The organism is Pseudactinotalea sp. Z1748 (assembly GCF_049725185.1).
GTDB lineage: Bacteria > Actinomycetota > Actinomycetes > Actinomycetales > Beutenbergiaceae > CALKWS01.
In genome coordinates this window covers 170,627-196,165 of sequence record NZ_JBMPQB010000004.1, presented here as the reverse complement: position 1 = coordinate 196,165, position 25,539 = coordinate 170,627, and the positions used below count along the sequence as shown (strand labels likewise).

Here is a 25,539-nt window from a genome sequence, read left to right as displayed (position 1 = left end):
ATCACGGACGGCGCAGGTCGTTCTCCGAACTCCCGCCGCCATAGCCACTCAGGCCGGAACCACGGCCCTCGACGTCGCTGAGCAGCCCTTCCAGATAACTCTTCAGCCGGGTACGGTAATCACGCTCGAAGACCCGGAGTTCGTCGATCTTGCGCTCCAGCAGGGAGCGCTCGCCCTCGAGCTGGTTCAGGGTGCGGGTACGCTTCTCCTCGGCCTCGTTGACGATCTGCTCGCCCTCGGTGCGGGCTTCGGTCAGGATCCGGTCCGCCTCGGCCTTGCCGTTGGCGACGTACTCGTCGTGCAGGCGCTGTGCCAGCTGCAGCATGCCGGTGGCCGACTCGGGTTCGCCGCTCTGCGCGGCGGCAATGCCGGCGGCCGGGGTCGCATCGGCTGCGCTCGGCCGGGACGGCTCCGGCTCCGGCTCCACCGGGGATGCCGCGGACGGCTCGGCCGGTGAAGGTTCTTCGGGGGCCTGTTCGGTCGAGTGCGCAGCCGCCACTACGCCGAGGTTGGCGGTCTCGTCGGCCGGGGTACCGGCGCTGAGTTCGGCGATGCGTGCCTCGGCGGCCTCGAGTTTGGCCTTGAGTTCCTCGTTCTCGCCGGAGACCACCCGCAAGGTAGCCACGACCTCGTCGAGGAAGTCGTCGACCTCATCCTGGTCGTACCCCTCGCGGAACTTCGTCGGTTGGAATTTCTTGTTGAGGACGTCGTCCGCAGTCAGCAGTGCCATTTTCAGCTACCTCGGATTGTTGATCGGGTGGCGGATGCCACCTACGTGTACGTTAGCGGAGTTCCGCCCGTGCCCTGCTACAGGATACGCCCGACTACAGCGTATGCGGCTGAATAATCCCGAGGAGCAGGGAACAAGCAATGAACACCAGGATGAAGCCCAAATCTAGGGCAACGGCGCCGATTCGCAACGGCGGAATGATCTTACGGACCGCTCGCAGCGGCGGATCGGTGACGGTGAAGGTGAGTTCAGCCACGACCAAGGTCACGCCCTGGGGCTTCCAATCCCGGGCGAATTGCTGCACCCAGTTGAACACGAGCCGGACCAGCAGCAGGACCACGTAGAGCAGTACAGCCAGATACAGAACGCTCAGGACGACGGACACTCAAGACCTAACTCTGGTTGAAGAACCTTGCCTGAGCAGTCTCCGGCTCCCGCTCCTCGTTGGCAATCTCCACCGTGGCAGGTGAGAGCAGGAACACCTTGTTGGTGACCCGCTCGATCGCGCCGCGCAGCCCGAACACCAAGCCGGCGGAGAAATCCACCAGGCGCTTGGCCTCGGCGTCGGTCATGTCGGTCAGGTTCATGATCACCGGGGTTCCGGAGCGGAACGCCTCGCCGATGGTCTTGGCATCGTTGTAGGTGCGGGGGTGCACCGTCGTGATCCGCCGCAGGCTGCCCGAGTCCCTGTGCGACGCGGCGCGGCTGATCGGGGTCACTTCTGCCGGGGGGGTCTGCTCACCCGGCTCTTCGTCGTCGTAGTCCACGTAGTCCTCGTGCTCCTCGGCCTCCGGCTCGGACAGCCCGAGCCAGAGCATCGACTTGCGCAGCGTTCCGGCCATGGGTGCTCCTCGTTCCCTCGCCCACAGCGTGCGCTGTGAGGGTGCGTTCTGTTGGTTCCGACGCTAGACCAGCACCGAACCGCGTCAGGGCAGGTCACCGCGGCGTGTCGCGGCCGCCGAGCGCAACCAGCCCGGCAAACCGGCCGGTCCGGCCGTCCCGACGGTAGGAGTAGAACCGGTGGTCCTCATAGGTACACAGGCCCACGTCGTCGATGTGGCGCACCCCGGCGCGGCGGAGCACAGCGGCCACTCCGGCGGCGAGATCGATCGAGGGGGTGCCCCAGCTTGTGGTGCCGCCGAGTGCGGGATCGACGGCCTCAGCGTCCGCGCGCAGGTCGGCTGGCACCTCGTAGCACCGGCCGCAGATCGCCGGACCGATGACGGCGTGGGAGGCGCCGGCACCCCGGGCTTCCATCGCAGCGAGTGCGTTCTGCACCACCCCGGCCAAAAGACCCCGGCGCCCGGCGTGCACCGCCGCGACCAGGCCCGGCCCGGCCAGCAGCACCGGAACGCAATCCGCAACCAGGACCCCGACGCCGCTGCCCGTCCCCAGCAGCGCGTCACCGGTGCCGTCGGTACAGCCCGGCTCGAGCACGTCGGTGCCGTGGACCTGCTGGGCGTAGGCGACCGGCCCGCCGAGGAACTCGGAGGCAATAGCCCTGTTGGTCCGCACATGGTCCGGGTCGTCACCGGCCGCGCCCCCGAGGTTCAGCGCCTGGAACGGCGGCGCGCTGACACCGCCGGCGCGGGTGGTGAACAGTCCGCGCGCACCCGGGCCGAGGTCGACCCGGATCACGGTGTCGGCGTCAGCGCCGTCGGCCCTACTTGAGGAACTCGGGCACATCCAGATCGTCGTCCCGCCGCCGGCGGGGCGCCTCGTCGAAGATGCGCGGTACCTCAAGCCCCTGGGTCGGGGGGCCGGCGGGGCTCTGCGCCGAGGGGGCTTTCGGTGCGCCGTTGGTGTGCGCCGCCACCGGGACGCGCCCGGCGGTTGCGTGCTCGTCGGCGTCGATCACGGTGGGTACCGCACGCTCCGCCGGTGCCACGGGCTCCGGGGTCCGCTCCACCTTGGGTTCCGGGTGCGCAATCGACCTGCTCCCGTCCGTGGGGGTCGGGCTGCCGCCGTCGAATCCTGCCGCGATCACGGTGACCCGCACCTCGTCGCCGAGGGCGTCGTCGATGACGGCGCCGAAGATGATGTTCGCCTCGGGGTGGGCAGCCTCCTGGACCAACCGGGCCGCCTCGTGGATCTCGAACAGGCCCAGGTCGGAGCCGCCCTGGATCGACAACAACACCCCGTGGGCGCCATCGATGCTGGCTTCCAGCAGTGGCGAGGAGATCGCCAGTTCCGAGGCCTGCACGGCCCGGTCGTCCCCACGCGAGGAGCCGATCCCCATCAGGGCGCTACCGGCTCCCTGCATCACCGACTTCACGTCCGCGAAGTCCAGGTTGATCAGGCCCGGGGTGGTGATCAGGTCGGTGATCCCCTGCACACCCGAGAGCAGCACCTGGTCCGCGCTCCGGAAGGCATCCAGGACCGAGACCCCGCGGTCGGAGATGGACAGCAACCGGTCGTTCGGGATCACGATGAGGGTGTCCACCTCATTGCGCAGGGCCTCGATGCCGGCGTCGGCCTGCACTCCGCGCCGCCGGCCCTCGAAGGTGAAGGGGCGGGTCACCACCCCGATCGTGAGCGCGCCCAGGGACCGGGCGATCTTGGCGACCACGGGCGCGCCACCGGTCCCGGTGCCCCCGCCCTCGCCGGCGGTGACGAAGACCATGTCCGCCCCGCGCAGCACCTCCTCGATCTCCTCGGTGTGATCCTCGGCGGCCTTCTTGCCCACCTCGGGATCGGCTCCTGCCCCCAGCCCGCGGGTCAGGTCACGGCCGACGTCGAGTTTGACGTCGGCATCGCTCATCAGCAGTGCCTGGGCGTCGGTATTGACGGCGACGAACTCCACGCCCTTCAATCCGACCTCGATCATCCGGTTGACGGCGTTGACTCCACCACCGCCGATACCCACTACCTTGATGACCGCTAGATAGTTCTGCGGTGCCGCCACGTCACTTCCCTCTCGTCAAACCCTCAACCTCTACTTAAGGTTTAGAGTTATGTCATTTCCTCACAGCGATGACGCTATGTCCGCCGCACCCCGGCGGCAACGACCTAGCGGGGCGTGTCGGCCTTGAGATTCTGCTCAGCCCCGGGTGATGGGGTTACGTGGGGCCGACACGTCGTACACCTCGGCCGGTACCTGCCGCAGCGTCGTGAGGACGGCTGCCTTCAGTTCGTTCTCCTCCGCACTCCCCCACACCACCACCGCGCCGTCGGTGAGTTCGAGTTCGACCTGGTCCGGGCTGGCCGCGCCGGCGGCGGTGACCTGATCGAACAACTCCGGTGGCAGGGCGCCGAGCACCGTGACCGCGGCCTCCAGGGAGGCCGCGGAGGTCTCGGTGCCGACCTCCACCTCCACCAGCGGGAGATCCTCGCGCGGCTGCGGCGTCACCTGCAGTTCGACCGCATCACCGTCGAGCACCAGGTACTCCCCATCGTCGGGCACCGTCGCAACGGGAATGCGCGGCGTGATCTGGACCTGCACCCCGTGTGGCCACTCGCGCACCAGATCGGCCGAGAGCACGCCGGTCACCTCCTCGGCCTCCCGGGCCAGTGCCGTGGTATCCAGCCGGACCAGCGGCTGCCCGTCGTGTGCGGCCAGCAGGTCGTGGATCTGCTCGACCTCGACCAGGTCGGAGGCGCCGGTGATCCGTACCTCCTGCGCGCGCAGCGCCAGCACCGGGGAGAACAGCACCAGGTAGACCACCACGGCCACCGCCAGCACCGCTGCGGCCACGATCGCGATGGTGCGCCACCGCAGCCGCCGGAGCGCCCGGCGGCGTTCGGCCAGCCGGGCACCGAACTGGGTGGAGATCCGGCGCTGTGGTGCGCCCGAGTCGGCCTCGGCCGCCACCGGCCTGCCGGGGCGTCGCACCGGCGTCCCGCTCGGGGGGCGGCGCGGGCTGACCGGCGCCCTCACCGGCGCCCCAGTTCGGTGAGGATCAGCTCCGGGAGCGCGGTGACGTCCCCGGCGCCGATCGTGACCACCAGATCACCGGGCTCGGCCCGAGCGGCCGCTGCGGCGGCCAGGGCGGCAAAGTCCTCGATCACCTCGGCCCCGTCGAGGTGATCGGCGATCAGCGCCGAACTCACCCCGGGCAACGGCTCCTCCCGGGCCGGGTAGATCGGGGCCAGCAACACATGGTCGGCCGTGCGCAGGACCCGGGCGAACTGTTCGGCGAAGTCCCGGGTGCGGGAGTACAGATGCGGCTGGAAGACGGCAATCACACGCCCTCCCGCAGCCGCGCGTCTTGCGGTGGCCACCGCTGCGGCGACCTTGGTGGGGTTGTGGGCGTAGTCGTCCACCACCCGGACCCCGGCCACCGTGCCCCGCAACTCGAACCGGCGCGCGGTCCCGGTGAATGAGCCCAGGGCGGCGGCCATCTGGGCGGGGTCCACGCCCAGTTCCACCCCGGCACACCACGCAGCGGTGGCGTTGGCCAGGTTGTGCTCGCCGGGCACGGCCACGTCCAGTTCCACCGCGCCGAGCGCGCTGGTCAGTCGGGCCCCGGATTGTGCCGGCGCGAGGTGGGTGATGTCGATGCGCACGTCGGCGTCGGTGCTGACGCCGTAGGTCTGCACCCGGGTTCCCCGCTCCTTCAGGGCGGCGGCAAAGCCCGTCGCGCCGGGGTCGTCGGCGCAGGTGATCACCAGCCCCCCCGGCTGCACCCGAGCAGCGAACTCCAGAAACGCCCCGGCATAGGCCTGCGCCGTGCGGTAGTGGTCCAGGTGGTCGGCCTCGATATTCGTCACGATCGCTACCCGGGGAGAGTAGTTGACGAAGGAACCGTCGGACTCATCAGCCTCGGCCACGAAGACGTTGCCCTCGCCCTGGTACGCGCCGGTGTCCAGGGAGACCACGCGCCCCCCGATCGCGAAGGAGGGGTCCAGCCCGGCAGCGCGCAGGGCGACGGCGAGCATCGCCGAGGTGGTGGTCTTGCCGTGGCTGCCCGCCACGGCCACGAAGTCCTTGCCGCGGGCGGCCAGTGCCAATGCCTGGGACCGGTGCAGGATCGGCACGCCCCGGTCCCGAGCGGCGCGCACCTCGGGGTTGTCGGGACCGATCGCGCTGGAGATCACCACGGCGTCCTGCGGGCCCAACTGCGCCACGTGCTCGGCGGCGTGGCCCACGTGCACCCGGGCACCCAGGCTCCCGAGCCGGGCCAGAGCGGGCGAGTCGGCCCGGTCCGAGCCGCTGACCTGATAGCCCTGACGCACCAGCAACTCGGCGATCACCGACATCCCGGCACCCCCGATGGCGATGAAATGCATCCTCATCCGCGCTGCTCCAGCACCGTGGTCACCATCCGGGCCAGCCGGTCGGCGCCATCGGTGATGCCCGCCCGGAATGCGGCGCTACGCAGCCGGGCCAACTCCTCGTCCCGGCGCATCAGCGGCAGCACGTGCTCGGCCAGCCACCCCCCGGTCAAGTCCTCGTCCGCGACCATCAAGGCACCTCCGGCAGTCACCACCGGCCCGGCGTTCAGCGCCTGCTCCCCGTTGCCGATCGGCAGCGGGACGTAGACCGCGGGAATGCCCAGTGCGGTCAGTTCGCTGACGGTCCCCGCACCGGCGCGTGCGATCACCAGATCCGCGCAGGCCAGGGCGTGCTCCATCTCCATCAGGTACTCGCGCACGTGGTAGTGCTGAGACTGCGCCATGTCTGCGGTGGCCTGGTGGACCGGATCCGCTTTGCCCCGGCCGGTCAGGTGCAACACCTGCGCGCCGGCCTCGATCAGGTCCGGGCCGATCCCGGGAAGCACCTGGTTCAACCGGGCCGCGCCCAGGGATCCGCCGGTCACCAGCACGGTGCGACGGTCCGGATCCAGGCCCAGGGCCCGGGCACCGGCGCGCGCGGTGGCATCGGCGTCCTGCTCACGTCGTCGGATCAGGTCGGCGATGCTCGCCCGCAGTGGCAAGCCGACGAGTTCGCCCGCACGCAACGCGGTGCCGGGAAAGGTAATACCCACCGCGGCTGCGTACCGCGCACCCAGCCTGTTCGCCAGTCCGGGGCGGGCGTTCTGCTCGTGCACCACGATCGGGACCCCGGCCCGCCGCGCCGCCAGGTATGCCGGTGCGGAGACGTACCCACCGAATCCGACCACCAGGTCAGCCCCGGACACCACCGAGGTGGCGGTGGCCATCGCCCGGCGCCAGCGGCCCGGCAGCGTGAGCCACTCGGCACTGGGGCGGCGCGGCAACGGCACCTTCTCGATCGTGACCAGGTCCAGCCCGGCGGCGGGCACCAGGTCGGCCTCCAGCCCGGCCGCGGTGCCCAGCACCTTCAGTTGCACCCCGGGCAACTCCGCGGGCAGGCGTTCGGCCAGCGCCAGCAACGGGTTCACGTGCCCGGCCGTGCCACCCCCTGCCAGCACGATCATCGGAGCGCTCACGAGGACCGCCGGGACCGCGGAGCCACGACCGCCAGGTGGGCACGCAGGGAACTGCGCCGTGCCGCCAGCGCGGCTCTGGCACCGGGCTCGTTGCGGGCGAAGGCCAGCACGATCCCGAGCGCAACCATCGTGGTGACCAGGGCCGAACCGCCGGCGCTGACCAGTGGCAACGGCAACCCGATCACCGGCAGCACCCCGATCACCACGCCGATGTTGATCAGTGCCTGGCCCAGGATCCAGGCCCCGATGGCGGCGGTGGCGATCTTCACGAACCGGTCCGGGTGGCGCCGGACCACCCGGGTCAACCCGAGGGCGAGCGCGGTGAACAGCACCAGCACCAGCAGCGCGCCCAGCAGACCGAGTTCCTCGCCGATGATGGCGAAGATGAAGTCGTGGTGGGCCTCGGGTAGCCACAGCCACTTCGAGCGGGACTCCCCCAGCCCCACCCCGCTCAGCCCGCCGGTGCCCAGCCCCTGCAGGGCACGGCGGGGTTGCAGGCCCAGCCCCATCGGGTCGACGTCGCCCATCCCGAACAGCATCGCGATACGATCGCGCCGGTTGCTCGAGGGGATCACCAGGAAGGCCGCCGCCGCACTCCCGGCCATCGCCGCCAGGGTGAACATCGACAGCGGCACCCCGGCCACCCAGAGTGCCCCGGCTACCAGCAGCATGATCACCAGCGCGGTGCCCAAATCGTGGGTGTAGAGCACCATGGCCAGAATCCCGGTGGCCACGAACACCGCTGGGAAGAGGACGTGGTACCAGTGCCGCAGCAGGCGCCCCTTGGCGGCCAGCACCGCCCCGAGCCAGACGGCCAGGCCGAGTTTGCCGAACTCCGCAGGCTGGAAGTTCTGCCCGGCGATCACCACCCAGCCGGCGTTCCCGCCGGCCGCGACCTGCAGACCGGGGATGAACACCAGCGTCTGCATCAGTGCGGCCAGAGCCATTCCGGGCCAGGCCAGCCGGCGGATCCAGGACACCGACAGCCGCGAGATCCCCCAGGCCACCGGCAGCGCGAGCAGGGCGAACCTGGCCTGGTTGAGAAAGGTGGTGAACGGGGTGCCGGAGGACTGCAGCGACAACACCGACGAACTGGACAGCACCATGACGAGCCCGAGCAGCAACAGCAGTAGCGCGGAACCGCCGACCAGGTAGTAGCTGGTCACCGGGGAGTCCCAAGCCGCCGCCACGGTGGTCTGCCGGGCGGTCCGTCTCTCGGTCCTGGCCTCGGCTGTCCTGGACCTGGCCGTACTGGACCTGGACCTGGCCGGCTTCCGCGACGTGCGCTTCGCCGTCGTCTGCGGGTCGGCCGGGCGTGCGCGCACCACCGGGCGTCGGGTCGGGGTCGTGGTCACCGGGGCGTCCCCAGTCCTGTGACCGCATCGATGAACGCCTCGCCGCGGGCGGCGTAGGAGTCGAACTGATCCATGGAGGCACACGCAGGAGCGAGTAGCACGACATCGCCCTGGTGGGCCAGATCTGCGGCATGTCGGACGGCACGGTGCATAGGTTCAGTCTCACCAGCGGGCACCACGACTCGCGGGAGGTGCGGCGCGTGTCGGTCGAGTGCGGCCACGATCGGGGCCGGATCGGTGCCGATGACGACGACGGCGCGCAGCCGGTCGGCGCTGCCGGCGACCAGGGGGCCGAGGTCGGCGCCCTTGGCCAACCCACCGGCGATCCAGATCCCGCGCCCGGGCGGCAGCGCACTGAGCGATGCGGCCGCGGCGTCGGGGTTGGTGGCCTTGGAGTCGTTGACGTAGCGAACGCCCGCGTGGCTGCCAACCTCCTGGATGCGATGCGCACCGGGTGCCAGCGCGCGTAGGCCCGCGCTGATGTGCTCCGGGGCGACGTCGGCGGCCAGCGCGAGGGCCGCGGCAGCCAGCGCGTTGGCGACCAGGTGACCCGGTACCGGCGGGCCGCCGAGGTGGGCCAGGTCGGCCAGGGTGGCCAGTTCCTGGGCGTGGGTGCGCCGGCCCGGGGTGAACGCCCGGTCGGCGAGGACGTCCTCGACCAGCCCGAGCTGACCCAGGGCCGGCACGTTCAGGGTGAACCCCACCGCGCGGGCGCCTTCGGCGACGTCGGCTGCGGCCACCATGTCCCGGGTGGCGTCATCGTGTGCGTTGTAGATGCAGGCGGCGGTGGTGCGCTGGTAGATCCGAGCCTTGTCCGCGGCATAGTTCTGCGGGCTGCCGTGCCAGTCCAGGTGGTCCGCGGACAGGTTCAGGCACGCACTGGCCAGTGGCGCGAGGGTGTGGGTGTAGTGCAACTGGAAACTCGACAGTTCCACCGCCAGGCCGTCCAGGGTGGTCCCGGCGGCGCGGGCACCGAGCACCGTGGTCACGATCGGGTCACCCACGTTCCCCACCGCCGGGGCGTTGCGTCCCGCGGCGGCCAGCATCGAGGCGAGCATGCTCACCGTGGTGGTCTTGCCGTTCGTTCCGGTCAGCGCCAACCACGGCACCCCCGGCGGGCACAACCGCCAGGCCAGTTCGACCTCGCTCCAGACCGGCACCCCCATCTGCTCGGCCGCCTGCAGCAGGGGGTTGTGCGGTGGCAGTCCCGGGGAGGCGATCAGCACCTCCGGCTTCTCCTCCAGGGCCCGCTGGGCCAACCCGGGCCAGTCCTGCCCGGTGAACACCACCACCCCGGCGGGAAGTGGTGCGGCACCGGCCACCTCCGGACGGGAATCGACCGCGCTGACCCGGGCTCCGACGTCGTACAGTGCCTGCACGGACGCAACGCCGCTGATCCCCAGCCCGGCCACCAGGACGCGCGCACCGGAGAGCTCGACAGCCTCCATCGCTATCCGACGACCCACTCGGCGTAGAAGATGCCCAGACCCACACAGACGAACAGTGCCGCGATGATCCAGAACCGGATCACGATCGTCACCTCACCCCAACCCATGAGTTCGAAGTGGTGGTGCAGCGGCGCCATCTTGAACACACGTTTGCCGGTGAGTTTGAACCAGCCGATCTGGATCACGTCCGACATCACGATCAGCACGAAGAGCCCACCGATGATCGCGGCCAGCACCTCGGTGCGGGTCAGGATGGACAGCCCGGCCAGCGCACCGCCCAGGGCCAGGGATCCGGTGTCGCCCATGAAGATCTTCGCCGGTGAGGCGTTCCACCATAGGAACCCGAAGCAGGCCCCCACGATGGCGGCGGCGATGATGGACAGGTCGCGCGGGTCGCGGACCTCATAACACCGCGGCGCCACCTGGGAGAGCACCTGGCAGCTCTGGTTGGACTGCCAGACCGCCACCACCACGTAGGCACCGAAGACCAGCATCGACACACCGGTGGCCAGTCCGTCCAGGCCGTCGGTGAGGTTGACCGCGTTCGACCAGGCGGTGATGAGGAAGTTGGCCCACAGCACGAACAGGATCAGTCCCACCCCCGCGCCCAGGAAGGCCAGGTCCAGGGCCGAGATGTCGCGGGTGAAGGAGATCTCGGTGGAGGCCGGGGTGCGGTACCGCTCGTTCGGGAACTGCAGGACCAGGACCGCGAACGTGACACCGATGGCGCCCTGGCCGATCATCTTCCACAGCGGGCTCAGCCCGAGGGAGCGCTGCCGGCTGATCTTGGTGAAGTCGTCGGCGAAGCCGATCACGCCCAGACCGACCATGAGGAACAACAGCAGCAGACCGGAGACATTCGGCGGACGGCCCGCCACCAGGTTCGCCACCGCGTAGCCGATCACCGTGGCGGCGATGATCACCACCCCGCCCATGGTGGGCGTGCCACGTTTGGTGAAATGCGCGGTGGGGCCGTCCTGCCGGATGAACTGGCCGTATTCGCGCTTGACCAGGAACCGGATGAACAGCGGTGTGCCCAGCAGGGACACCAGCATCGCCACGGCACCTGCGGACAGGACGGCGATCATCGGGCTCGCTCCAACGCCTCGACCACCCGCCACAACTGCTCACCGTTGGATGCCTTGACCAGCATCACGTCCCCGGAGCGCAGGTACCGGCGCAGCATCGCCACCGCCTCCGAGACCCCACTGGCCCGCTGCACCTCGCGCCGGTCCATCCCGGCCGCCAGTGCTCCGGTGGCCAGCGGGCGGGCCTGCCCGGCCACGGCGATCAGGCGGTCCACTCCCACCTGCACGGCGAAGGCACCGACTCCTTCGTGCTCGGCGGCCGAGTCCGGTCCGAGTTCGCGCATCGGGCCCAGCACCGCCACCGCCCGGCCCCCGGACCCGGCCGCCATCTGGCTCAGGGAGCGCAACGCCGCCCGCATCGAGTCCGGGTTCGCGTTATAGGCGTCGTCGATGATCGTGACCCCGGCGTCGCTGCGCTGCACATGCATCCGGTGCGGACTGCGGGCGGACGCCGAACGGAGCGCGGTCGCGATCTGCTCCGCGTCTACTCCGAGTTCGTGCGCCACCGCTGCCGCGGCCAGGGCGTTGGAGACCTGATGGAGGCCGTACAGAGGCAGTTGCACCGGGTGTGCCTGCCCGTGCAGGTGCAGCGTGAAACGCGCCCGCCCCTGATCGTCGGTGCCGATCTGCTCGGCGCGGACCTGCGCATCGCCTCCGGTGCCGAAGAAGACGGTGCTGCGCCCGGCCGCGTCAGGTGACATCGCGGCCACCCGCGCGTCGTCGGCGTTCAGGACCGCCACGCCGTCGGCTCGCATGTTCTGCACGAGTTCGGCCTTGGCCCGGGCGACCGCCCCGATATCGCCGAAACCATCCAGGTGAGCCCGGCCGACGGCGAGCACCACCGCGATGTCCGGTGGTGCGATCGAGGTCAGGTAGGTCAGGTTCCCCGGTGCGTCGGCGCCCATCTCCAGCACCAGCGCGGCGGTGTTCTCCGTGGCGCGCAGCACCGTCAGGGGCAGGCCGATCTCATTGTTGTAGGAGCCCACCGGGGCGATCACCTCACCACAGGGCTCCAGCACCGCCGCGAGCAGATCCTTGGTGGAGGTCTTGCCCACCGAGCCCGTCACGCCCACCACGACCGGCGGCCGGGCGTTCTTCCGCAGCCGGGACAGCACCGCGGCGGCCAGGTCTCCCAGTGCCCTGGTGGTGTCGGCCACCACGATCTGGGCCAGCGGGGCCCGCGGCACCTCCCTGCTCACCAGGGCGGCCACCGCACCGGCCTCGGCCGCAGCACCCAGGTAGTCGTGGCCGTCCACACGGGCACCGCCCACCGCGACGAACAGGTCCCCCGGTCCCACCCGACGGGAGTCGGTGACGACCCCACCGCTGACCGTGGCGCACTCGGGCCCGGGGACGGTGCCGTCCACGGCGGCAGCGATCTGGGCGATCGTCAGGTCGATCATGAGCCGGTCGGGTGCTGCTCTCGTTCGGCCATCGCCTTGCGCACCTCCTGTCGGTCATCGAGGTGGTGATCCACGCCCGCGATCTCCTGCCAGGTCTCATGTCCGCGCCCGGCTACCAGAACCGTATCCGCATCGGCGGCGAATCTGATGACACGGGCGATCGCGGCCTGTCGCGGCGCCACCTCGTACAGGTCCACCTGCCGGCCCTCCTGCTGCTCCGTGGCCAGTGCGCGCACCGCTCCGGCCATCACCTCGGCCCGGATGCCCGCCGGGTCCTCATCGTGCGGATCATCATCGGTGATCACCACCACATCGGCACCCTGCACCGCCGCCGCGCCCATCGAGGCGCGCTTGCCGCGGTCGCGGTCCCCGGTGGCACCGAAGATCACGAAGAGGCGCCCCTGCGTCCCCTGTCGCACCGCGGCCAGTGCCTGCTGGATCGCCTCGGTATTGTGCGCGAAGTCCACCAGCACCCGGGGGGCGGTGGCCACGAGTTCCATCCGCCCGGGGACCACGGCGGTCAACCCCTCCGGCAGCGCGGCGGTGATCTGCTCCGGGCTCGCCCCCACCTGCAGGGCCATCACCAACGCCACGGCTGCATTGGCCACGTTGAAGGTCCCCGGCAGGGCCACGGTGGTGCTCAGTTGCGCACCGTCGGCGCTGCTCAGCGTGATCGGAGTGCCCGCAGGTCCCGGCGCGGCGGCGCTGATCTGCCAGTGAGCCGGCGCCTGGGTGGCCGAGACCGTGACGACATCGATCTCGGCCCGGGCGGCCAGTCGTCGTCCCCACTCGTCGTCGACCAGCACCACGCCGCGCCGCGCGCGGCCCGGGGTGAACAGCGCGGCCTTCGCGGCGAAGTAGGACTCCATGTCGCCATGGAAGTCCAAGTGGTCCTGGGTCAGGTTGGTGAAGCCGGCCACCTCGTAGACGACTCCGTCCACCCGGTGCAGTTCCAGGGCGTGCGAGGAGACCTCCATCACCACGTCGTCCACCTGGGAACGCACCATCTGCGCCAGCAGCTGGTGCAGCGCGGGGGCCTCCGGGGTGGTCAACCGGGCGGGAGTGCGCTCGGCGCCGATCTTGAGTTCCACGGTCCCGATCAGGCCGGTGCTGCGCCCCAGCGCAGCCAGGATGTGCTCGAGGAAGTAGGTGGTGGTGGTCTTGCCGTTGGTCCCGGTCACCGCGTAGGTGCCCAACCGCCGGGAGGGATGCCCGTAGATCCATGAGGCCACCTGGCCCAGGACCGCGCGCGGATCCTGGGCCACCAGCACCGGCACGGCGATCTCCTGCCCGGTGAGCAGGTCCGCTCCCGCGGCGTCGGTGAGCACGCCGACCGCGCCGCCGGCCACCGCAGCGGCAGCGAAGCGCGCACCGTGGGCCCGCGCACCCGGGAGCGCAGCGAACAACTCACCCGGACCGGTGAGCCGGTTGTCCAGGCTGACGCCGGTGACGGCGACCTCGAGGCCGGAGCCATCCTCCGGCCCGCCGCGCGCGGTCAGGCCGAAGGCCGCGGCTAGGCCGGCGAGGCTCCGCCGGGGCGGCTCAGCAGATGCAACGTTCATGCTCCTAGTATCGATGCCTCAGGAGTCTTCTGGTCGCAACGGGTACAGGTCGGGCTCCTCGGTGGAGGGCGCCACGCCCAGGTGCTGCAGGCTGAACTCGGTCACGTCGTGGAAGACCGGGGCTGCCACGAGCGAACCGTAGATCCCGGAGGGTTGGGCAACCACCACACCGACGGCGATCTCCGGCGCCTCGGCCGGTGCCACACCCACGAAGGAGGCCACCCGGTGGCTCAGCCCGCCCCGTCCATCGGAGGTCTCGGCGGTACCGGTCTTGCCCGCCACCCGGTACCCGTCGATGGCCGCCCGCACACCGGTGCCGCCCTCGTGCACGGTGGACTCCAGCATCCGGATCATCTGCTCGCTGCTCTCCGGGGAGACCACCTGCACCGGGTCCTCGTCCTGGAGTTCCTCGTACGCCCCCTCACACGTGTAGCCCTCGATGATCCGCGGCGGGATCGCCAACCCCTGATTGGCGATGGTGGCGAACACCTGGGTGTTGGCCACCAGGTTCACGTTCACGCTCTGGCCGAACATCGTCACGTACTGGGTGCGGCCGTCCCAGTCCGAGTAGTGGTGCAGGATGCCGGCGGTCTCACCGGGAAGGCCCATCCCGGTTCGCTCACCCCATCCCATGTTCCGCATGTACTCGAACCGCGTCTGGTTCGACATCTCCGACCCGATCAGCACCGTGGAGGTGTTCGCCGACTCCGCCAGCACCCCGGTGGTGGTCAGCACCTGGTCAGGGTGCTCGCTGTGGTCGGTGAAGGTCTGACCGTTGGGCATCGTGTGCCGGTAGGGGTTCTCGATCGGCGAGGTCGGAGTGACCACTCCTTCCTCCAGCGCCGACAGCACGGTGAGGACCTTTCCGGTCGAACCGGGGTCGTAGGCATTCTGGACCGAACGGGCACCGCGGCTGTCCTCGGGGGTGTCCATCGGGGAGTTGGGGTCCACCGCGCCGGAGTCGGCCAGCGCCAGGATGCGCCCGGTGCCCACCTCGACCACCACGACCGCACCCCAGGCGGCACTCCAGGTGTCCACCGATTCGTCGATCACCTGCTGGGCATGCCATTGCATATCGGTGTCGATGGTCAGGTGGACATCACAGCCCGGGACCGCCGGGGTGGAGGACTGCGCGCCGGTGGGGATCACCTGCCCGCGGGCCCCGATCTCCACCTCGCTGGAACCCGGGGTGCCCAGCAGCCGGGAATTGAGGGTCGACTCGATCCCGGCGGCGCCATCGCCCTCGTCGTTGACCCAGCCAAGAATGTTCCCGGCCGTGTTCCCGGCCGGGTAGACGCGTTGGCTGGTGCGCTCGGCGGTAATGCCGTTCACCCCGAGGCTGGCGATCGCCTGCCAGGTTTCCGGTGTGGCATCGCGCAGGAGCCGGTGGTAGCCGTTGTCCCCGACCAGTTCCGCTCCGAGTTCCGCGCGGTCGCGATCCAGCAACGGGGCCAGCACCCTCGCCGCCGCCGCTGCACCCCGGCTGACGATCTCACCGTCCTCATCGCGGAGCACGAAGGACGGGATCTGGCGCAGATCGGCGACGATGTCGAACGTGTCGGCGCTGGTGGCCAGCACCGTGCCGTGGGCATCGACCACGTCGCCGCGCGGTGCCGGAATGATCTGGGTGTAGGTGCGCTCCTCCCGGGCGGTCTGGGCCAGGGCGGGCCCGGCGATCACCTGGATGTAGACCAGCCGGACACCGAACAGCAGCACCACGATCAGGATCGCGGCGAGGATGATGTTCTGTCGGCGCACCGGTGCCCCGACACCGGTCATCGGCGTCGGCCCGGCCATCAGTCCGAACCGACCAGCTCAGCCGCCGGGCCGGCGATGGCGCCATCCTCCAGGCGCAGGTAACTGGTCCCTTCGCCCCGCTCCATCCCCAGTTCGGTCGCCGCCGCCGCCAACGCTGCCGGGGCTCCGCGCCGCTCCACCTGCTGGGTGAGGAACTGCTGGTGCTCGGACAACTGCGCCAGTTCGATGCGCTGCTCCCGCATCTGGTACGCGGTCGCAGCCATCGCGGTGTTGAGCAGCAGCGCTCCGAGCATCGCGCCAACCAGGATGGTCAGGCACAGCGCCACGAACGGCACGAGACTGCGCTGGTGTGCGGGCGCCCGCACGATCTGGAGCCGGGGGCGGCGGGTGGTCACCGCCGGCCGGGCCACCGGGGCCCGCTGCGGAACTGCGCTCATGCTGGACCCTCCTGCAGATGTTTCGGCGTGGGGCGGAGCCGTTCGACGGCGCGCAGTCGTACCGAGGCCGAGCGCGGGTTGGCACGCTGTTCGGCGTCGCCGGCCGTCTCGGAACCGCGGGTGAGAGAGCGTAGATAGGGCTCATGCCCGGGCAGTTCGGTGGGCAGATCCACGGGCGTGGAGGAGGTCAACCCGGGCCGGAAGGCGTTCTTGACCATCCGATCCTCCAGGGAGTGATAGGACAGCACCACCATCCGACCGCCCACGGCCAGCGTCTGCAGCGCACCGGGCAGCGCGGCCCGCAGCACCTCGAGCTCGGCGTTCACCGCGATCCGCAACGCCTGGAAGGTCCGCTTTGCGGGGTTGCCACCGGTGCGCCGGGCGGCCTGGGGAATGTTCTCGCGGACGAGGTCGACCAGTTCGCCGCTGCGCTGCAGCGGTTCGGTCCGACGACGGCGCACGATCGCCGCAGCGATACGGCCGGCGAACCGCTCCTGGCCGTAGTCGGAGAGGATCCGGCGCAGGCCGGCCTCGTCCTCCTCCGCGAGGAACTGGGCGGCGGTCCGTCCGGCGCTCTGGTCCATCCGCATGTCCAGTGGGGCTTCCTGGGCGTAGGAGAAACCTCGCTCGGCGCGGTCCAACTGCAAGGAGGAGACGCCAAGATCGAACAACAGCCCCTGGACCGGTCCGTGGCTCCGCTCGGCCAGGACTGCCGGGATCTGGTCATACACGGCGTGTACCGGCTCGAACCGGTCGCCGAAGACGGCCAGGCGCCGCCCTGCCAACGCCAGTGCCTGCTGATCGCGGTCGATCCCGATCAGGCGCAGGCCCGGATGGCGACGCAACAGCACCTCGCTGTGGCCGCCCATCCCGAGGGTGGCATCCACAGCGAGCGCACCGGGCGCGTCCAGCGCTGGGGCCAGCAGTTCGGCGCAGCGGTCGGCAAGGACGGGCGCGTGTAGTGCGCCGATCGGCTTGCTGATCATCGAACGTCCTCGCTGCTGGCACTGATCCTGAGGTGGTCGGAGGCCCCTCCGCCGTCCGACCAGGACTCCCGCCGCCCGATCTGGCGCCGGGGAAGTGCGCCAGAGTCGCGGTGAGAGACCAAGTGGGACGGAGTCGGACCCGATCACAGGCCGGGGACCACCTCCTCGGTGAGTTCGGCGAATGCCTGCTCGGAGGCGGCCAGGTACTCGGTCCAGGAGGTTGAGTCCCAGATCTCGATCTTCGATCCGGCGCCGATGACCGCCAGCTCGCGCCCGAGCCCGGCGTACTTGCGCAACACCGGCGGAACGGTCAGGCGGCCCTGCTTGTCCGGGATCTCGTCGGAGGCTCCGGAGAGCAGGATCCGCTGGAAGTCCCGGGCCTGCTTGGACGTCAAGGACGCCGACTGCATCTGGGCGTGCACCCGCTCGAACTCCGCGCGCGGGAACCCGTACAGGCAGCGCTCCTGGCCCCGGGTGAGCACGATGCCCGGCGCCAGCGCCTCCCGGAACTTCGCAGGCAGGATCAGGCGGCCCTTGTCGTCGAGCCTGGGTTCGTAAGTCCCGAGGAACATGTGCCACCCCCAACCCTCCCTACTAGTCCGGATTCCCCCACATTACTCCACTTTCCTCCACCGTCAATCGCAACGCACGCGTTTTGCGCAGGAGTTCCTACTATTTCTGCAGGTCAGGGCCGTGGTGCGATGTGGAGCAGATTTCTCTGCAGCGGGCCCTCCAAAGCGTGATTACGTGTTGGATCCCTGCCCCGGCAGGCTGTTTCCCCGCCCAGGGCGGCCACACGCGAGACCACGGTGGAGCGAAGTGGAGAATCTGCCGACGCGTGGGCGCCGGAGCCGCGCAGGACGTACCCTCGGACCATGACGACGACGACCACCGACGCGGCTGCGATCGCTCGGCTGATGGACAACCTGAGCCAGGTTCTGTCCGGCCGTCCCGCCGTGGTGCGCACCGCCGTCGCCGTCTTCCTCGCTCAGGGCCATCTGCTGATCGAGGACGTGCCCGGGGTGGGGAAGACGACCCTGGCAAAGGCCCTGGCCCGTTCGGTCGGCGGCACGATGGGGCGGGTGCAGTTCACCCCGGACCTGCTGCCCAGCGACCTCACCGGCGTGAGCGTCTACCGTGCCCAGACCGGAGACTTCGAGTTCCACCCCGGTCCCCTGTTCGCCACCGTGGTGATCGGCGATGAGATCAACCGCGCTTCCCCCAAGACGCAGTCGGCGCTGCTGGAGTGCATGCAGGAGCGCCAGGTGACGGTCGACGGGACCACTCATCCACTGCCCGATCCATTCATGGTGATCGCCACCCAGAACCCGGTGGAGATGGCCGGGACCTACCCACTCCCGGAAGCGCAGCGCGACCGCTTCATGGCTCAGTTGCGCATCGGCTATCCCGCCCAGCAGGACGAACTCGAGTTGCTGGCCACCGGCGGCTTCGCCGATCCGCTCGCTGACCTCGACCAAGCCCTCACCGACGACGAGATTCAGGCCGCGCGGCTGGCGGTGCGCGCCGTCTACGTCTCCGATGCCGTGCGCGGCTTCATCCTGGACCTGGTCCGGGCCACCCGTCGTCACGAGGAGATCGCGTTGGGCGCCTCACCGCGGGCGGGATTGCAACTGCTGGCGATGGCCAAGGCGCTGGCGGTCGTGCAGGGCCGGGACTTCGTCCTGCCTGATGACATCCAGGAGATCGGCGTGTCCGTCCTGGCGCACCGGGTCGTCGCTCGGCGCGGTGCCTCGGCCGGCCCCGCTGAACTCATCGGCCAGATTCTCCGGGGCATCCCGGCCCCCGGCCCGTCCTGAGATGCGCCTGACCTTACGCGGGATCGGGATGCTCGCCGCCGGTGCCCTCCTGGCGGTCGCAGCGGCGGCGACGGACGCCCTGGCCCTCGCGCGGATCAGCGCCCTGCTGCTGGGGCTGATCGCGGTCGCTCTGGTCTGGGTGCTGGGCAGCCGCCGGCGTGCCGCACGGATGCGCCTGCGCCGCCGGGTGGATCCACCCCGGCCGGTCGTGGCTCAGGTGGCCACGGTCCACCTGGAACTGCTCGCGGGCCAGTTGGGCGCCTGGTCCCGGCTCCGCGAGCGAACGCCGGCGCTGCTGAACCGCTCCCACGTCCGGGCTGCCGGTCAGCAGCGCAGAGCCTGGACCTACCAGATCCGCCCACGCGAGCGTGGGTACCACCGGCTCGGGCCCAGCACCGTGGTCCACGGCGACCCGTTGGGGCTGCTGCGCTGGCCGGTCCGCGGTGACCGCGGGGAACCGCTGCTCATCTGGCCCCGGACCGCCGTGCTGGACGAGTCGCTGCGGTTACGAGACCTGAGTGGAAGTGAGCACTCGGCCTTCGGACTTCCGGAGCGCTCGGTGGAGGACCTGACGCTGCGCGAGTACGTGCGCGGCGACGACGTGCACCGGGTGCACTGGCGCACCTCGGCACGCCGGGGCGAGTTGATGGTCCGGGCCGATGAGCCCTCCCACCCTCCGGCGGTGGACCTGCTACTGGATCTGGGCCGCAAGAGTGGCGCGGAGTGGGCGTTGAGCGCCTTCGCCTCGCTTGCGGTCGGCCTCGTCTCCTCCGGGGTCCCGGTGCGACTGCACGTGTGCGCCAGGGCCGGCCTGGATGCCGATCCGGACGTGCACTCGGTCACGTGCACCACCACAGCGGATGCCCTCGACGCGATCGCCCCGGCCACCATCACCCCCTCGGCGCTGCGTGCTGAGCAACGCCGGGGCCTGCACGGGGCCGGCCCGAGTCTGATCGCAGTACTGCACTCCCCCGACGTCGGCTTGCTCCATACCCTGAGCCCGTTAGCCGGTCACCGCCGTGCCTACGCCCTGATCGTCACCGACCGTTACGACGAGCAGGTACCGGCGGCCGGACTCGCCAAGCACGGCTGGGCCCTGCACACCGCGCGCGCCCGCGCCGACACCTCCGGGATCGCCGAGTCCTGGAACACCCTGCTCACGCCCCTGGTGGTGCGCTGATGGACGGGCACCTGCGCCGGGTCCTCGCCGCCGGGCTCCTGGTGCTGGCCGCACTGGGCGGTGGACTGAGCCTGGAGCGCCTGGTGGAGACGGCCTCCTGGTTCCCCAGCGCCTTGGTCGTCCTGAGCGTGACGGCCGCGTCACTGGTGCTGATCCGCACCTGGCTGGCGTCGATCTGGTTGCCCACGGTGATCAGCGGCGCGATCGGGATCTACCTCACCGCCGCGTTGTTCGTTCCCGGCGCCGGCATGCTGGAGCCACTGCCCGGAGTGGCCGCGCCCGGTGAATTCCTGGCATTGCTCCGGCAGGGCATGGCCGATACCGCCACCCAGGCCCCGGTGGTGGGCAGCGCGGGACTGGCGCTGGGCATCGTCTCGGCGTTGCTGGTGGTCCTGTTGCTGGCCGAGCTGCTCGCGGTTGGTTGCCGGGCACCGGCGTGGTCCGGGATCGCCCTGCTGGCGCCGTGGATGCCCGCCGTGGCCCTGGGTGAACCGGTGCCGACAGCGGTGTTCGTGCTCGCTGCCACCGGCTACCTAGGCCTGCTGGTGCTGCACTCCGCCGGAACCGGAGCGGGACAGCGTGCGCGTCACGGCGCATGGCGATCAGCCGCCGGTGCCGCCGCGCTCACCGTCGTGGTGGCTCTGATCGCCGCCCCTGCGGTCCTGCTCATTCCCACGTCCACCTGGCAGTGGTCCGAATCCGGGGGCACCAGCGCCACGCGGCTCGATCTGGGCCTTGACGTCAGTGACCATCTGGATCGGGGCGCCGACGACCTGCTCTACTCCTACCGGGCGAGCGACCCCGAGAACCTCGGACCGCTGCATGCCTACACCCTCACCGAGTTCACCGGGCAGCGTTGGCTGCGCGGCACCGAACCCCGCGAGACCGAGCCGGTGCAGAATCAGGTGCTGTGGCCGGGCCCGATCGAGGCCGACCGGCCCGACCAGCGGCTGCAGATGAACGTGCTGGACCTGGCCCAGGACCGGCTGCTGCTGCCCGACCAGCCGCGCCGGCTCTCGATCGAGGGCGAATGGGCCTACGACGGCGACTCCGATGAGGTGATCGGCTCCGGCTCGACGCCACTGGAGTACGAGGCGGAGATCTTCGAGGTGGATCTGGATCCGGCGGACCTCAACGCCGTGGAGTTGATCCAGGACCCCGAGGTCGATCCACTCACCCTGCACGTACCCGACACCGGTCACGCCGATCAGATCCGAGCCCTGACGCAACGGGTCGTCGATACTGCCGGTGCCCGGACCCAATATGAGCAGGCGGTGGCCATCCAGGACTTCCTGCGGTTCGACAGCCAGTTCACCTACGACGTCGAGGTGGACCCGGCCCGGACCTCCGATGCGGTCTGGGACTTCCTCGGCAGCGGCCGTGGCTACTGCGTCCAGTTCGCCACCGCGATGGTGGTGATGGCCCGCACGCTGGACATCCCGGCCCGGATGGCGGTGGGGTTCCTGCCCGGGGAAGAGTCCGATCAGGACGGCACCGTCGAGGTCAGCGGCCACCGGGCGCACACCTGGCCGCAGGTGTACTTCGACGGCGTGGGCTGGGTCCGGTTCGAGCCCACCCCACCGGAGCGCACCGGCGCTCCGCCGGAGTGGGCCACCGGTGTGCCCGAGGGCGCCGATTCGCCCGAGGAGGAGTTCCCCACCGGTACCGCGGCCCCTCAGACCCCGGAGGAGCCGGCCGACGCCGCAACTGCGCAGACGACTCCGGAATCGACCGGTGCTGCCTCCGATCAGCCCTCCCTCTGGCGCTGGCTCGCGCTGGCCATCCCGGTCGGCTTGATCGGCAGCGTGCTGGCGTGGCAGTACCGCCAGCGCCGCGGGTCTGACGTGGAGCGTTCTTGGGCGCGGGTGCGCCGGGCCGCCACCGGTATCGCACCGGAGTCCGCTCACCCCGGAGAGACCCCCCGGGGGCTACGGGCGCGGGTGGGGCTGACCGGCCAACCCGGGCAGGCCCTGTCGGAACTGGTGGGGGCGGTGGAGCGCCACCGCTATGCACCACCCGGGCGGCAGGCGCCGAGCGGCAAACAGGTGCATCAGTGGCGCAGACAGGTACTGGAGGAGATCCGCCGACAGCATCCGCGCAGCAAGTGGCGCCGCAAGGTTATGCACGAGGTGGACACCCAGGACCGGACGTGACCGGTCTCAGGGTTCGTGCCGGCGGCGGTCCCAGCGCTCTTCGAGTTTGTCCATGAACCCGGAATCACGCGGCGCGGTTTTGCCGCCGCCGCCCCCTCGGATCGGGTGCACGTTCGAGGCGTCACCGTCGGGCTGACCCTTCGGGCGCGACATCGCTACCAGCACTCCGGCGAACATGAGAAGGAAGCCGACGGCACTCAGCCAGAGATGCCCGCCGGCCAGACCACCCACCAGGGCGGCCAGACCACCGAGCAGACCCACGATCCCCAAGCCGATCTGCAGGGGGTTGCGGCCGGCACGTCCGGAGATGGTGTCGGCGAGTTTGGGATCGTCGGAGCGCAACTGTTGCTCCAACTCCTCCAGTACGCGCTGCTCGTACTCGGAGAGAGGCACGGTACCTCCCAGGGCGGTTGACGGGTACCCCGACGAGGGGTCTGGTACCTAGGATAAGTGCCCGGAGCCAATAGTGGTAGCCGAAGCGAAGCGAACCTACCCAGATGTGGCATCTCTAACGTCCGGCGAACCCCCCGGACGCACGAGAGTGGCCGCTCGGACCGCGCCGCGCCCGTATCGAGCGGTGATGGAATCCATTGCCCGTTCGGCATCGCGGCGGCCCGGTCCGGGCCCGGCCAGGGTGCCCTGGACGGCGGTGGTGGCCGCCGGACTGAGGGCCTCACACCGCACGCCCAGCAACCGCACGCCGCCAGCGGGCAGGGCGACCCCGGCCAGCAGTTCCCGGGCGGTGGCGTAGATGGCCTGCGCCACATCGGTGGGCTCCGACAGCGCCCGGGAACGGGACAGGGTGGTGAAGTCGGCGAACCGTACCTTGATCGACACCGACGCGGTGACGGTGCCCGCCGCCCGTAACCGCATCGCGCAACGGTGCGCCTGGTCCAACAGGACCGCGTTCAATTCCTCGGTGCGGGAGAGGTTGACCGCAAAGGTCTGCTCGTGTCCGATCGACTTCTCCTGGCGCTGTGGCTGCACCGGGCGAGGGTCCCGGCCCCAGGACAGGTCCAGCAGGCGCTGTCCGGCCGCCACCCCGAGCAGGCGGTGCAGGGTCGGTGCGGGCGTGTGCGCTAGGTCGGAGACGGTGTGGATGGCCATCGAGGCCAGCCGTTCCGCGGTGCGCTCACCCACCCCCCACAATGCCCCCACGGGCAGCGCATGCAGGAACGGGACGGTGGCCCCGGCAGGGATCAACAGCATCCCGTCCGGCTTGGCGTGGCTGGAGGCCAGTTTCGCCACGAACTTGGTGCCCGCAACTCCCACGGAGGCATCCACGAACAGTTCGGTGCGGATGCGCTCGCGGATCTGCTGCGCGATCTGTGTGGGTGAGCCCAGTCGCCGGCGCGCTCCGGCCACGTCCAGGAACGCCTCATCGATGCTGACCTGTTCCAGCACCGGGGTGATCTCGCCCAGGACCTGAAGGACCGCGAGGGAGACCTCCCGGTAGCGCTCGTGCCGGGGCTCCAGCACCACCGCGTGCGGGCACATTGCCCGCGCCCGCGCCATCGGCATCGCCGAGTGCACCCCGAATTCCCGCGCTTCGTAGGTCGCCGACACCACCACGCCACGATGGCGGCCACCGACGATGACCGCCTTGCCACGCAGGTCGGGCCGCTCGATCAACTCCACCGCGGCGAAGAAGGCATCCATGTCCACGTGCAGAATGGGCGCTGCGGAGTCGTCGTCGCCCCAGTCCCTCCCGGCCGCCGCCGCCGACCGCGCCGAACGACTCACGAGGCCATCGCCGGCAGGTGCGTGGGCTCGCGCGCCGTCCGCACCGCCTCGGTCACGATCGCGACGAACTCCACTGCGGCCTGCTCGGTGCGCGCCACCTGCGCGGCCTCGAGGGCCGGCGCACGCCCCGTCTCGATCGCCGCCCGGATCGGCGCGCCGGAGGCGAACAGCGCCGCCCACGGTACCCAGACCTCGTCCAACTCGGCGATCTGTTCCCAGACACTGCGCACCGCGCGCCGCTTGCCCGCCGACGCCGGGTGCAGGGCGAGCAACGCCGCCCCGGCGCGCAGCGCCGCCATATGGGCGTGCAGGAAATTCTCCTGCCCCTCGGCCCGCGCCGAGAGTTGATCGAGTTCGGCATGGGCTCGCCGAAGCAACCGCTCAGGTACCGCACCGCCCATCATCGACTCCCTTCCCGCACTACCATTATCGAACGCTCGTTCGAAGTTGTCAAGGGCCTACCGCGTTCGGTCCCACCCGGGTCGCGGGGTACCGTTCCCTGCATGGCACGGCGCAAGACACGCTCGGTGGCGCCGTCGGTCGCGGCGCTTCCACAGGGTCCGATCCCCACCACGTATGCCACCGTAGAACTGACCCCTGACACCGAGGATCCGAACGGTGTGCTGCTGCTGTTGGACGGGGTGCAGAGTTCCCACCTGTACCTGGACGACCCCACCCGGCTGATGTTCGAGTACATGCAGCAGATGCAGGTGGTGCTGACCCATCGATTCGGCCCGGAAGAACCGCTGAACGTGGTGCACCTGGGCGGGGCCGGATGTGCGCTCCCGCGGGCGATGGCCGCACTCTGGCCCGACTCGCGTCACCTGGTCGCGGAGATCGACGCCAAACTCGCTGAGTACGTGCGCACGTGGTTCGACCTGCCGCGCGCCCCGCGACTGCGGATCCGCGTGGCCGATGCTCGCGCGACCATCGCCTCGTTGCGCAGCGGCGGCGGCGACGCCGTGATCCGGGACACCTTCGCCGCCGGCGCCGTCCCACCACACCTGCGTACAGTGGAGTTCACCGAACTGGTGGCCGATCGGCTCAACCAGGCCGGGTGCTACCTGCTGAACCTGGCCGACAACCCCCCACTGCCGGTGGCCCGGCGCGAAGCGGCCACCCTCGCCGAGGTGTTCGCCCACACCGCCGTGATCGCCGAGCCCGGCGTGCTGCGCGGGCGTCGCTACGGCAACGTCGTCATCCTGGGCGCCAACCGCCCTTGGCCCACCGCGGAGTTGAACCGGTCGTTGCGCACCCTCGCCCCCACCGCGCGAGTGCTGCACGGCCGCGACCTGCGGGATTTCATCGGCACCGCCCAGGTGTTCCGCGATCCTGTCGAGTCCGATCAGTGGCGCGCCGGGGAGGTGCCGACCGAAACCTCCGAGTCCGCCGAGCAGCGGATGCTGAGCATGCTGCCCGACACCCGCGAGGATCCGGACGGGCTGATCAGCCTGCCCTAGCGAGGTGCCGGAAAAGCCACGAGCCCGGCCGGCGCAACTGCGCCGACCGGGCTCGTGGGAGGTCTGGAA

25 protein-coding genes are annotated in these 25,539 nt (G+C 70.4%); 5 read left to right on the top strand and 20 right to left on the bottom strand.

Annotation, left to right across the window (positions count from 1 at the left end; genetic code table 11):
- Position 1 precedes the first annotated feature (1 nt).
- The 9 genes from ACO0LU_RS10940 to ACO0LU_RS10900 all read right to left on the bottom strand — a co-directional run bounded on the left by ACO0LU_RS10940 (position 2) and on the right by ACO0LU_RS10900 (position 8,246).
- Complete coding sequence (locus ACO0LU_RS10940) at positions 2-730, bottom strand: DivIVA domain-containing protein (protein ID WP_424791389.1); 729 nt, start codon at positions 728-730, stop codon at positions 2-4.
- A gap of 94 nt (positions 731-824) precedes the next feature.
- On the bottom strand, positions 825-1,115 hold the full coding sequence (locus ACO0LU_RS10935) for a YggT family protein (protein ID WP_424791388.1): 291 nt from the start codon (positions 1,113-1,115) through the stop codon (positions 825-827).
- A gap of 7 nt (positions 1,116-1,122) precedes the next feature.
- Entirely contained in the window at positions 1,123-1,572 is a 450-nt protein-coding gene (locus ACO0LU_RS10930; RefSeq protein WP_424787922.1) for a cell division protein SepF, read from the bottom strand.
- A gap of 94 nt (positions 1,573-1,666) precedes the next feature.
- Positions 1,667-2,416, bottom strand: a complete 750-nt coding sequence (locus ACO0LU_RS10925) for a polyphenol oxidase family protein (protein WP_424791387.1) — start codon at positions 2,414-2,416, stop codon at positions 1,667-1,669.
- Positions 2,394-3,635: a cell division protein FtsZ gene (ftsZ, locus tag ACO0LU_RS10920; RefSeq protein ID WP_424787924.1), complete on the bottom strand. Its 1,242-nt coding sequence runs from the start codon at positions 3,633-3,635 to the stop codon at positions 2,394-2,396. The genes ACO0LU_RS10925 and ftsZ overlap by 23 nt, the downstream gene beginning before the upstream one ends.
- Positions 3,636-3,770: 135 nt before the next feature.
- Positions 3,771-4,562 (bottom strand): cell division protein FtsQ/DivIB, encoded by a 792-nt coding sequence (locus ACO0LU_RS10915; protein ID WP_424791386.1) that lies wholly within the window; start codon positions 4,560-4,562, stop codon positions 3,771-3,773.
- 41 nt (positions 4,563-4,603) lie between these two features.
- On the bottom strand, positions 4,604-5,965 hold the full coding sequence (murC, locus tag ACO0LU_RS10910) for a UDP-N-acetylmuramate--L-alanine ligase (RefSeq protein ID WP_424791385.1): 1,362 nt from the start codon (positions 5,963-5,965) through the stop codon (positions 4,604-4,606).
- On the bottom strand, positions 5,962-7,080 hold the full coding sequence (gene murG, locus ACO0LU_RS10905; RefSeq protein WP_424791384.1) for an undecaprenyldiphospho-muramoylpentapeptide beta-N-acetylglucosaminyltransferase: 1,119 nt from the start codon (positions 7,078-7,080) through the stop codon (positions 5,962-5,964). Before murG ends, murC begins: the two co-directional genes overlap by 4 nt.
- The gene (locus tag ACO0LU_RS10900) at positions 7,077-8,246 is read right to left on the bottom strand and encodes an FtsW/RodA/SpoVE family cell cycle protein (protein ID WP_424791383.1); all 1,170 of its coding nucleotides are present in this window, start codon (positions 8,244-8,246) and stop codon (positions 7,077-7,079) included. The genes murG and ACO0LU_RS10900 overlap by 4 nt, the downstream gene beginning before the upstream one ends.
- Before the next feature lie 25 nt (positions 8,247-8,271).
- Between ACO0LU_RS10900 and ACO0LU_RS10895 the strand changes: the two genes are divergently transcribed.
- Positions 8,272-8,457, top strand: a complete 186-nt coding sequence (locus ACO0LU_RS10895) for a hypothetical protein (RefSeq protein ID WP_424791382.1) — start codon at positions 8,272-8,274, stop codon at positions 8,455-8,457.
- On the opposite strand, the gene murD is transcribed toward ACO0LU_RS10895, so the two are convergent.
- The 8 genes from murD to mraZ form a co-directional block, all read right to left on the bottom strand.
- The gene (murD, locus tag ACO0LU_RS10890) at positions 8,432-9,883 is read right to left on the bottom strand and encodes a UDP-N-acetylmuramoyl-L-alanine--D-glutamate ligase (protein WP_424791381.1); all 1,452 of its coding nucleotides are present in this window, start codon (positions 9,881-9,883) and stop codon (positions 8,432-8,434) included. The two genes, ACO0LU_RS10895 and murD, sit on opposite strands and share 26 nt — an antisense overlap.
- A 2-nt stretch (positions 9,884-9,885) precedes the next feature.
- A complete protein-coding gene (mraY, locus tag ACO0LU_RS10885) occupies positions 9,886-10,971 on the bottom strand; it encodes a phospho-N-acetylmuramoyl-pentapeptide-transferase (RefSeq protein WP_424791380.1) in 1,086 nt (361 codons plus the stop codon).
- Entirely contained in the window at positions 10,968-12,374 is a 1,407-nt protein-coding gene (locus ACO0LU_RS10880) for a UDP-N-acetylmuramoyl-tripeptide--D-alanyl-D-alanine ligase (RefSeq protein ID WP_424791379.1), read from the bottom strand. Before ACO0LU_RS10880 ends, mraY begins: the two co-directional genes overlap by 4 nt.
- Positions 12,371-13,936 (bottom strand): UDP-N-acetylmuramoyl-L-alanyl-D-glutamate--2,6-diaminopimelate ligase, encoded by a 1,566-nt coding sequence (locus ACO0LU_RS10875; RefSeq protein WP_424791378.1) that lies wholly within the window; start codon positions 13,934-13,936, stop codon positions 12,371-12,373. The genes ACO0LU_RS10880 and ACO0LU_RS10875 overlap by 4 nt, the downstream gene beginning before the upstream one ends.
- 18 nt (positions 13,937-13,954) lie before the next feature.
- Positions 13,955-15,733 (bottom strand): peptidoglycan D,D-transpeptidase FtsI family protein, encoded by a 1,779-nt coding sequence (locus ACO0LU_RS10870; RefSeq protein ID WP_424791377.1) that lies wholly within the window; start codon positions 15,731-15,733, stop codon positions 13,955-13,957.
- Positions 15,733-16,131, bottom strand: coding sequence for a hypothetical protein (locus ACO0LU_RS10865; protein ID WP_424791376.1), 399 nt, complete (start codon positions 16,129-16,131; stop codon positions 15,733-15,735). The genes ACO0LU_RS10870 and ACO0LU_RS10865 overlap by 1 nt, the downstream gene beginning before the upstream one ends.
- Entirely contained in the window at positions 16,128-17,117 is a 990-nt protein-coding gene (gene rsmH, locus ACO0LU_RS10860; protein WP_424791375.1) for a 16S rRNA (cytosine(1402)-N(4))-methyltransferase RsmH, read from the bottom strand. The genes ACO0LU_RS10865 and rsmH overlap by 4 nt, the downstream gene beginning before the upstream one ends.
- Before the next feature lie 143 nt (positions 17,118-17,260).
- Complete coding sequence (gene mraZ, locus ACO0LU_RS10855) at positions 17,261-17,689, bottom strand: division/cell wall cluster transcriptional repressor MraZ (protein ID WP_424787936.1); 429 nt, start codon at positions 17,687-17,689, stop codon at positions 17,261-17,263.
- Positions 17,690-17,992: 303 nt separating this feature from the next.
- Between mraZ and ACO0LU_RS10850 the strand changes: the two genes are divergently transcribed.
- Genes ACO0LU_RS10850 through ACO0LU_RS10840 form a run of 3 tightly spaced genes read left to right on the top strand, consistent with a single transcriptional unit; the run spans position 17,993 to position 22,267 of the window.
- Complete coding sequence (locus ACO0LU_RS10850; RefSeq protein ID WP_424791374.1) at positions 17,993-18,934, top strand: AAA family ATPase; 942 nt, start codon at positions 17,993-17,995, stop codon at positions 18,932-18,934.
- A gap of 1 nt (position 18,935) precedes the next feature.
- Positions 18,936-20,114, top strand: a complete 1,179-nt coding sequence (locus tag ACO0LU_RS10845; RefSeq protein ID WP_424791373.1) for a DUF58 domain-containing protein — start codon at positions 18,936-18,938, stop codon at positions 20,112-20,114.
- Positions 20,114-22,267, top strand: a complete 2,154-nt coding sequence (locus tag ACO0LU_RS10840) for a transglutaminaseTgpA domain-containing protein (RefSeq protein WP_424791372.1) — start codon at positions 20,114-20,116, stop codon at positions 22,265-22,267. Before ACO0LU_RS10845 ends, ACO0LU_RS10840 begins: the two co-directional genes overlap by 1 nt.
- A gap of 6 nt (positions 22,268-22,273) precedes the next feature.
- On the opposite strand, the gene ACO0LU_RS10835 is transcribed toward ACO0LU_RS10840, so the two are convergent.
- From ACO0LU_RS10835 to ACO0LU_RS10825, 3 genes are all read right to left on the bottom strand, one after another.
- Positions 22,274-22,660: a DUF3040 domain-containing protein gene (locus tag ACO0LU_RS10835; protein ID WP_424791371.1), complete on the bottom strand. Its 387-nt coding sequence runs from the start codon at positions 22,658-22,660 to the stop codon at positions 22,274-22,276.
- A gap of 96 nt (positions 22,661-22,756) precedes the next feature.
- Positions 22,757-24,010 carry a DNA polymerase IV gene (dinB, locus tag ACO0LU_RS10830; protein ID WP_424791370.1) on the bottom strand — a complete coding sequence of 418 codons (1,254 nt, stop codon included), beginning with the start codon at positions 24,008-24,010 and terminating at the stop codon, positions 22,757-22,759.
- Positions 24,007-24,411, bottom strand: coding sequence for an SAV_6107 family HEPN domain-containing protein (locus tag ACO0LU_RS10825; protein ID WP_424791369.1), 405 nt, complete (start codon positions 24,409-24,411; stop codon positions 24,007-24,009). Before ACO0LU_RS10825 ends, dinB begins: the two co-directional genes overlap by 4 nt.
- A gap of 102 nt (positions 24,412-24,513) precedes the next feature.
- Here ACO0LU_RS10825 and ACO0LU_RS10820 point away from each other — a divergent pair, with 102 nt between their 5' ends.
- A complete protein-coding gene (locus tag ACO0LU_RS10820) occupies positions 24,514-25,470 on the top strand; it encodes a spermidine synthase (protein WP_424791368.1) in 957 nt (318 codons plus the stop codon).
- Positions 25,471-25,539 lie beyond the last annotated feature (69 nt).

What these genes read in the sequence shown, in the direction of transcription:
- ACO0LU_RS10850 (WP_424791374.1), top strand. Translation starts at nt 17,993, where the DNA reads ATGACGACGACGACCACCGACGCGGCTGCGATCGCTCGGCTGATGGAC.
- ACO0LU_RS10875 (WP_424791378.1), bottom strand. Translation starts at nt 13,936, where the DNA reads ATGAACGTTGCATCTGCTGAGCCGCCCCGGCGGAGCCTCGCCGGCCTA.
- ACO0LU_RS10925 (WP_424791387.1), bottom strand. Translation starts at nt 2,416, where the DNA reads ATGTGCCCGAGTTCCTCAAGTAGGGCCGACGGCGCTGACGCCGACACC.
- rsmH (WP_424791375.1), bottom strand. Translation starts at nt 17,117, where the DNA reads ATGATCAGCAAGCCGATCGGCGCACTACACGCGCCCGTCCTTGCCGAC.
- ACO0LU_RS10845 (WP_424791373.1), top strand. Translation starts at nt 18,936, where the DNA reads ATGCGCCTGACCTTACGCGGGATCGGGATGCTCGCCGCCGGTGCCCTC.
- ACO0LU_RS10840 (WP_424791372.1), top strand. Translation starts at nt 20,114, where the DNA reads ATGGACGGGCACCTGCGCCGGGTCCTCGCCGCCGGGCTCCTGGTGCTG.
- ACO0LU_RS10825 (WP_424791369.1), bottom strand. Translation starts at nt 24,411, where the DNA reads ATGGGCGGTGCGGTACCTGAGCGGTTGCTTCGGCGAGCCCATGCCGAA.
- mraZ (WP_424787936.1), bottom strand. Translation starts at nt 17,689, where the DNA reads ATGTTCCTCGGGACTTACGAACCCAGGCTCGACGACAAGGGCCGCCTG.
- ACO0LU_RS10940 (WP_424791389.1), bottom strand. Translation starts at nt 730, where the DNA reads ATGGCACTGCTGACTGCGGACGACGTCCTCAACAAGAAATTCCAACCG.
- murC (WP_424791385.1), bottom strand. Translation starts at nt 5,965, where the DNA reads ATGAGGATGCATTTCATCGCCATCGGGGGTGCCGGGATGTCGGTGATC.
- ACO0LU_RS10870 (WP_424791377.1), bottom strand. Translation starts at nt 15,733, where the DNA reads ATGGCCGGGCCGACGCCGATGACCGGTGTCGGGGCACCGGTGCGCCGA.
- ACO0LU_RS10865 (WP_424791376.1), bottom strand. Translation starts at nt 16,131, where the DNA reads ATGAGCGCAGTTCCGCAGCGGGCCCCGGTGGCCCGGCCGGCGGTGACC.
- ACO0LU_RS10880 (WP_424791379.1), bottom strand. Translation starts at nt 12,374, where the DNA reads ATGATCGACCTGACGATCGCCCAGATCGCTGCCGCCGTGGACGGCACC.
- murD (WP_424791381.1), bottom strand. Translation starts at nt 9,883, where the DNA reads ATGGAGGCTGTCGAGCTCTCCGGTGCGCGCGTCCTGGTGGCCGGGCTG.
- ACO0LU_RS10930 (WP_424787922.1), bottom strand. Translation starts at nt 1,572, where the DNA reads ATGGCCGGAACGCTGCGCAAGTCGATGCTCTGGCTCGGGCTGTCCGAG.
- ACO0LU_RS10820 (WP_424791368.1), top strand. Translation starts at nt 24,514, where the DNA reads ATGGCACGGCGCAAGACACGCTCGGTGGCGCCGTCGGTCGCGGCGCTT.
- mraY (WP_424791380.1), bottom strand. Translation starts at nt 10,971, where the DNA reads ATGATCGCCGTCCTGTCCGCAGGTGCCGTGGCGATGCTGGTGTCCCTG.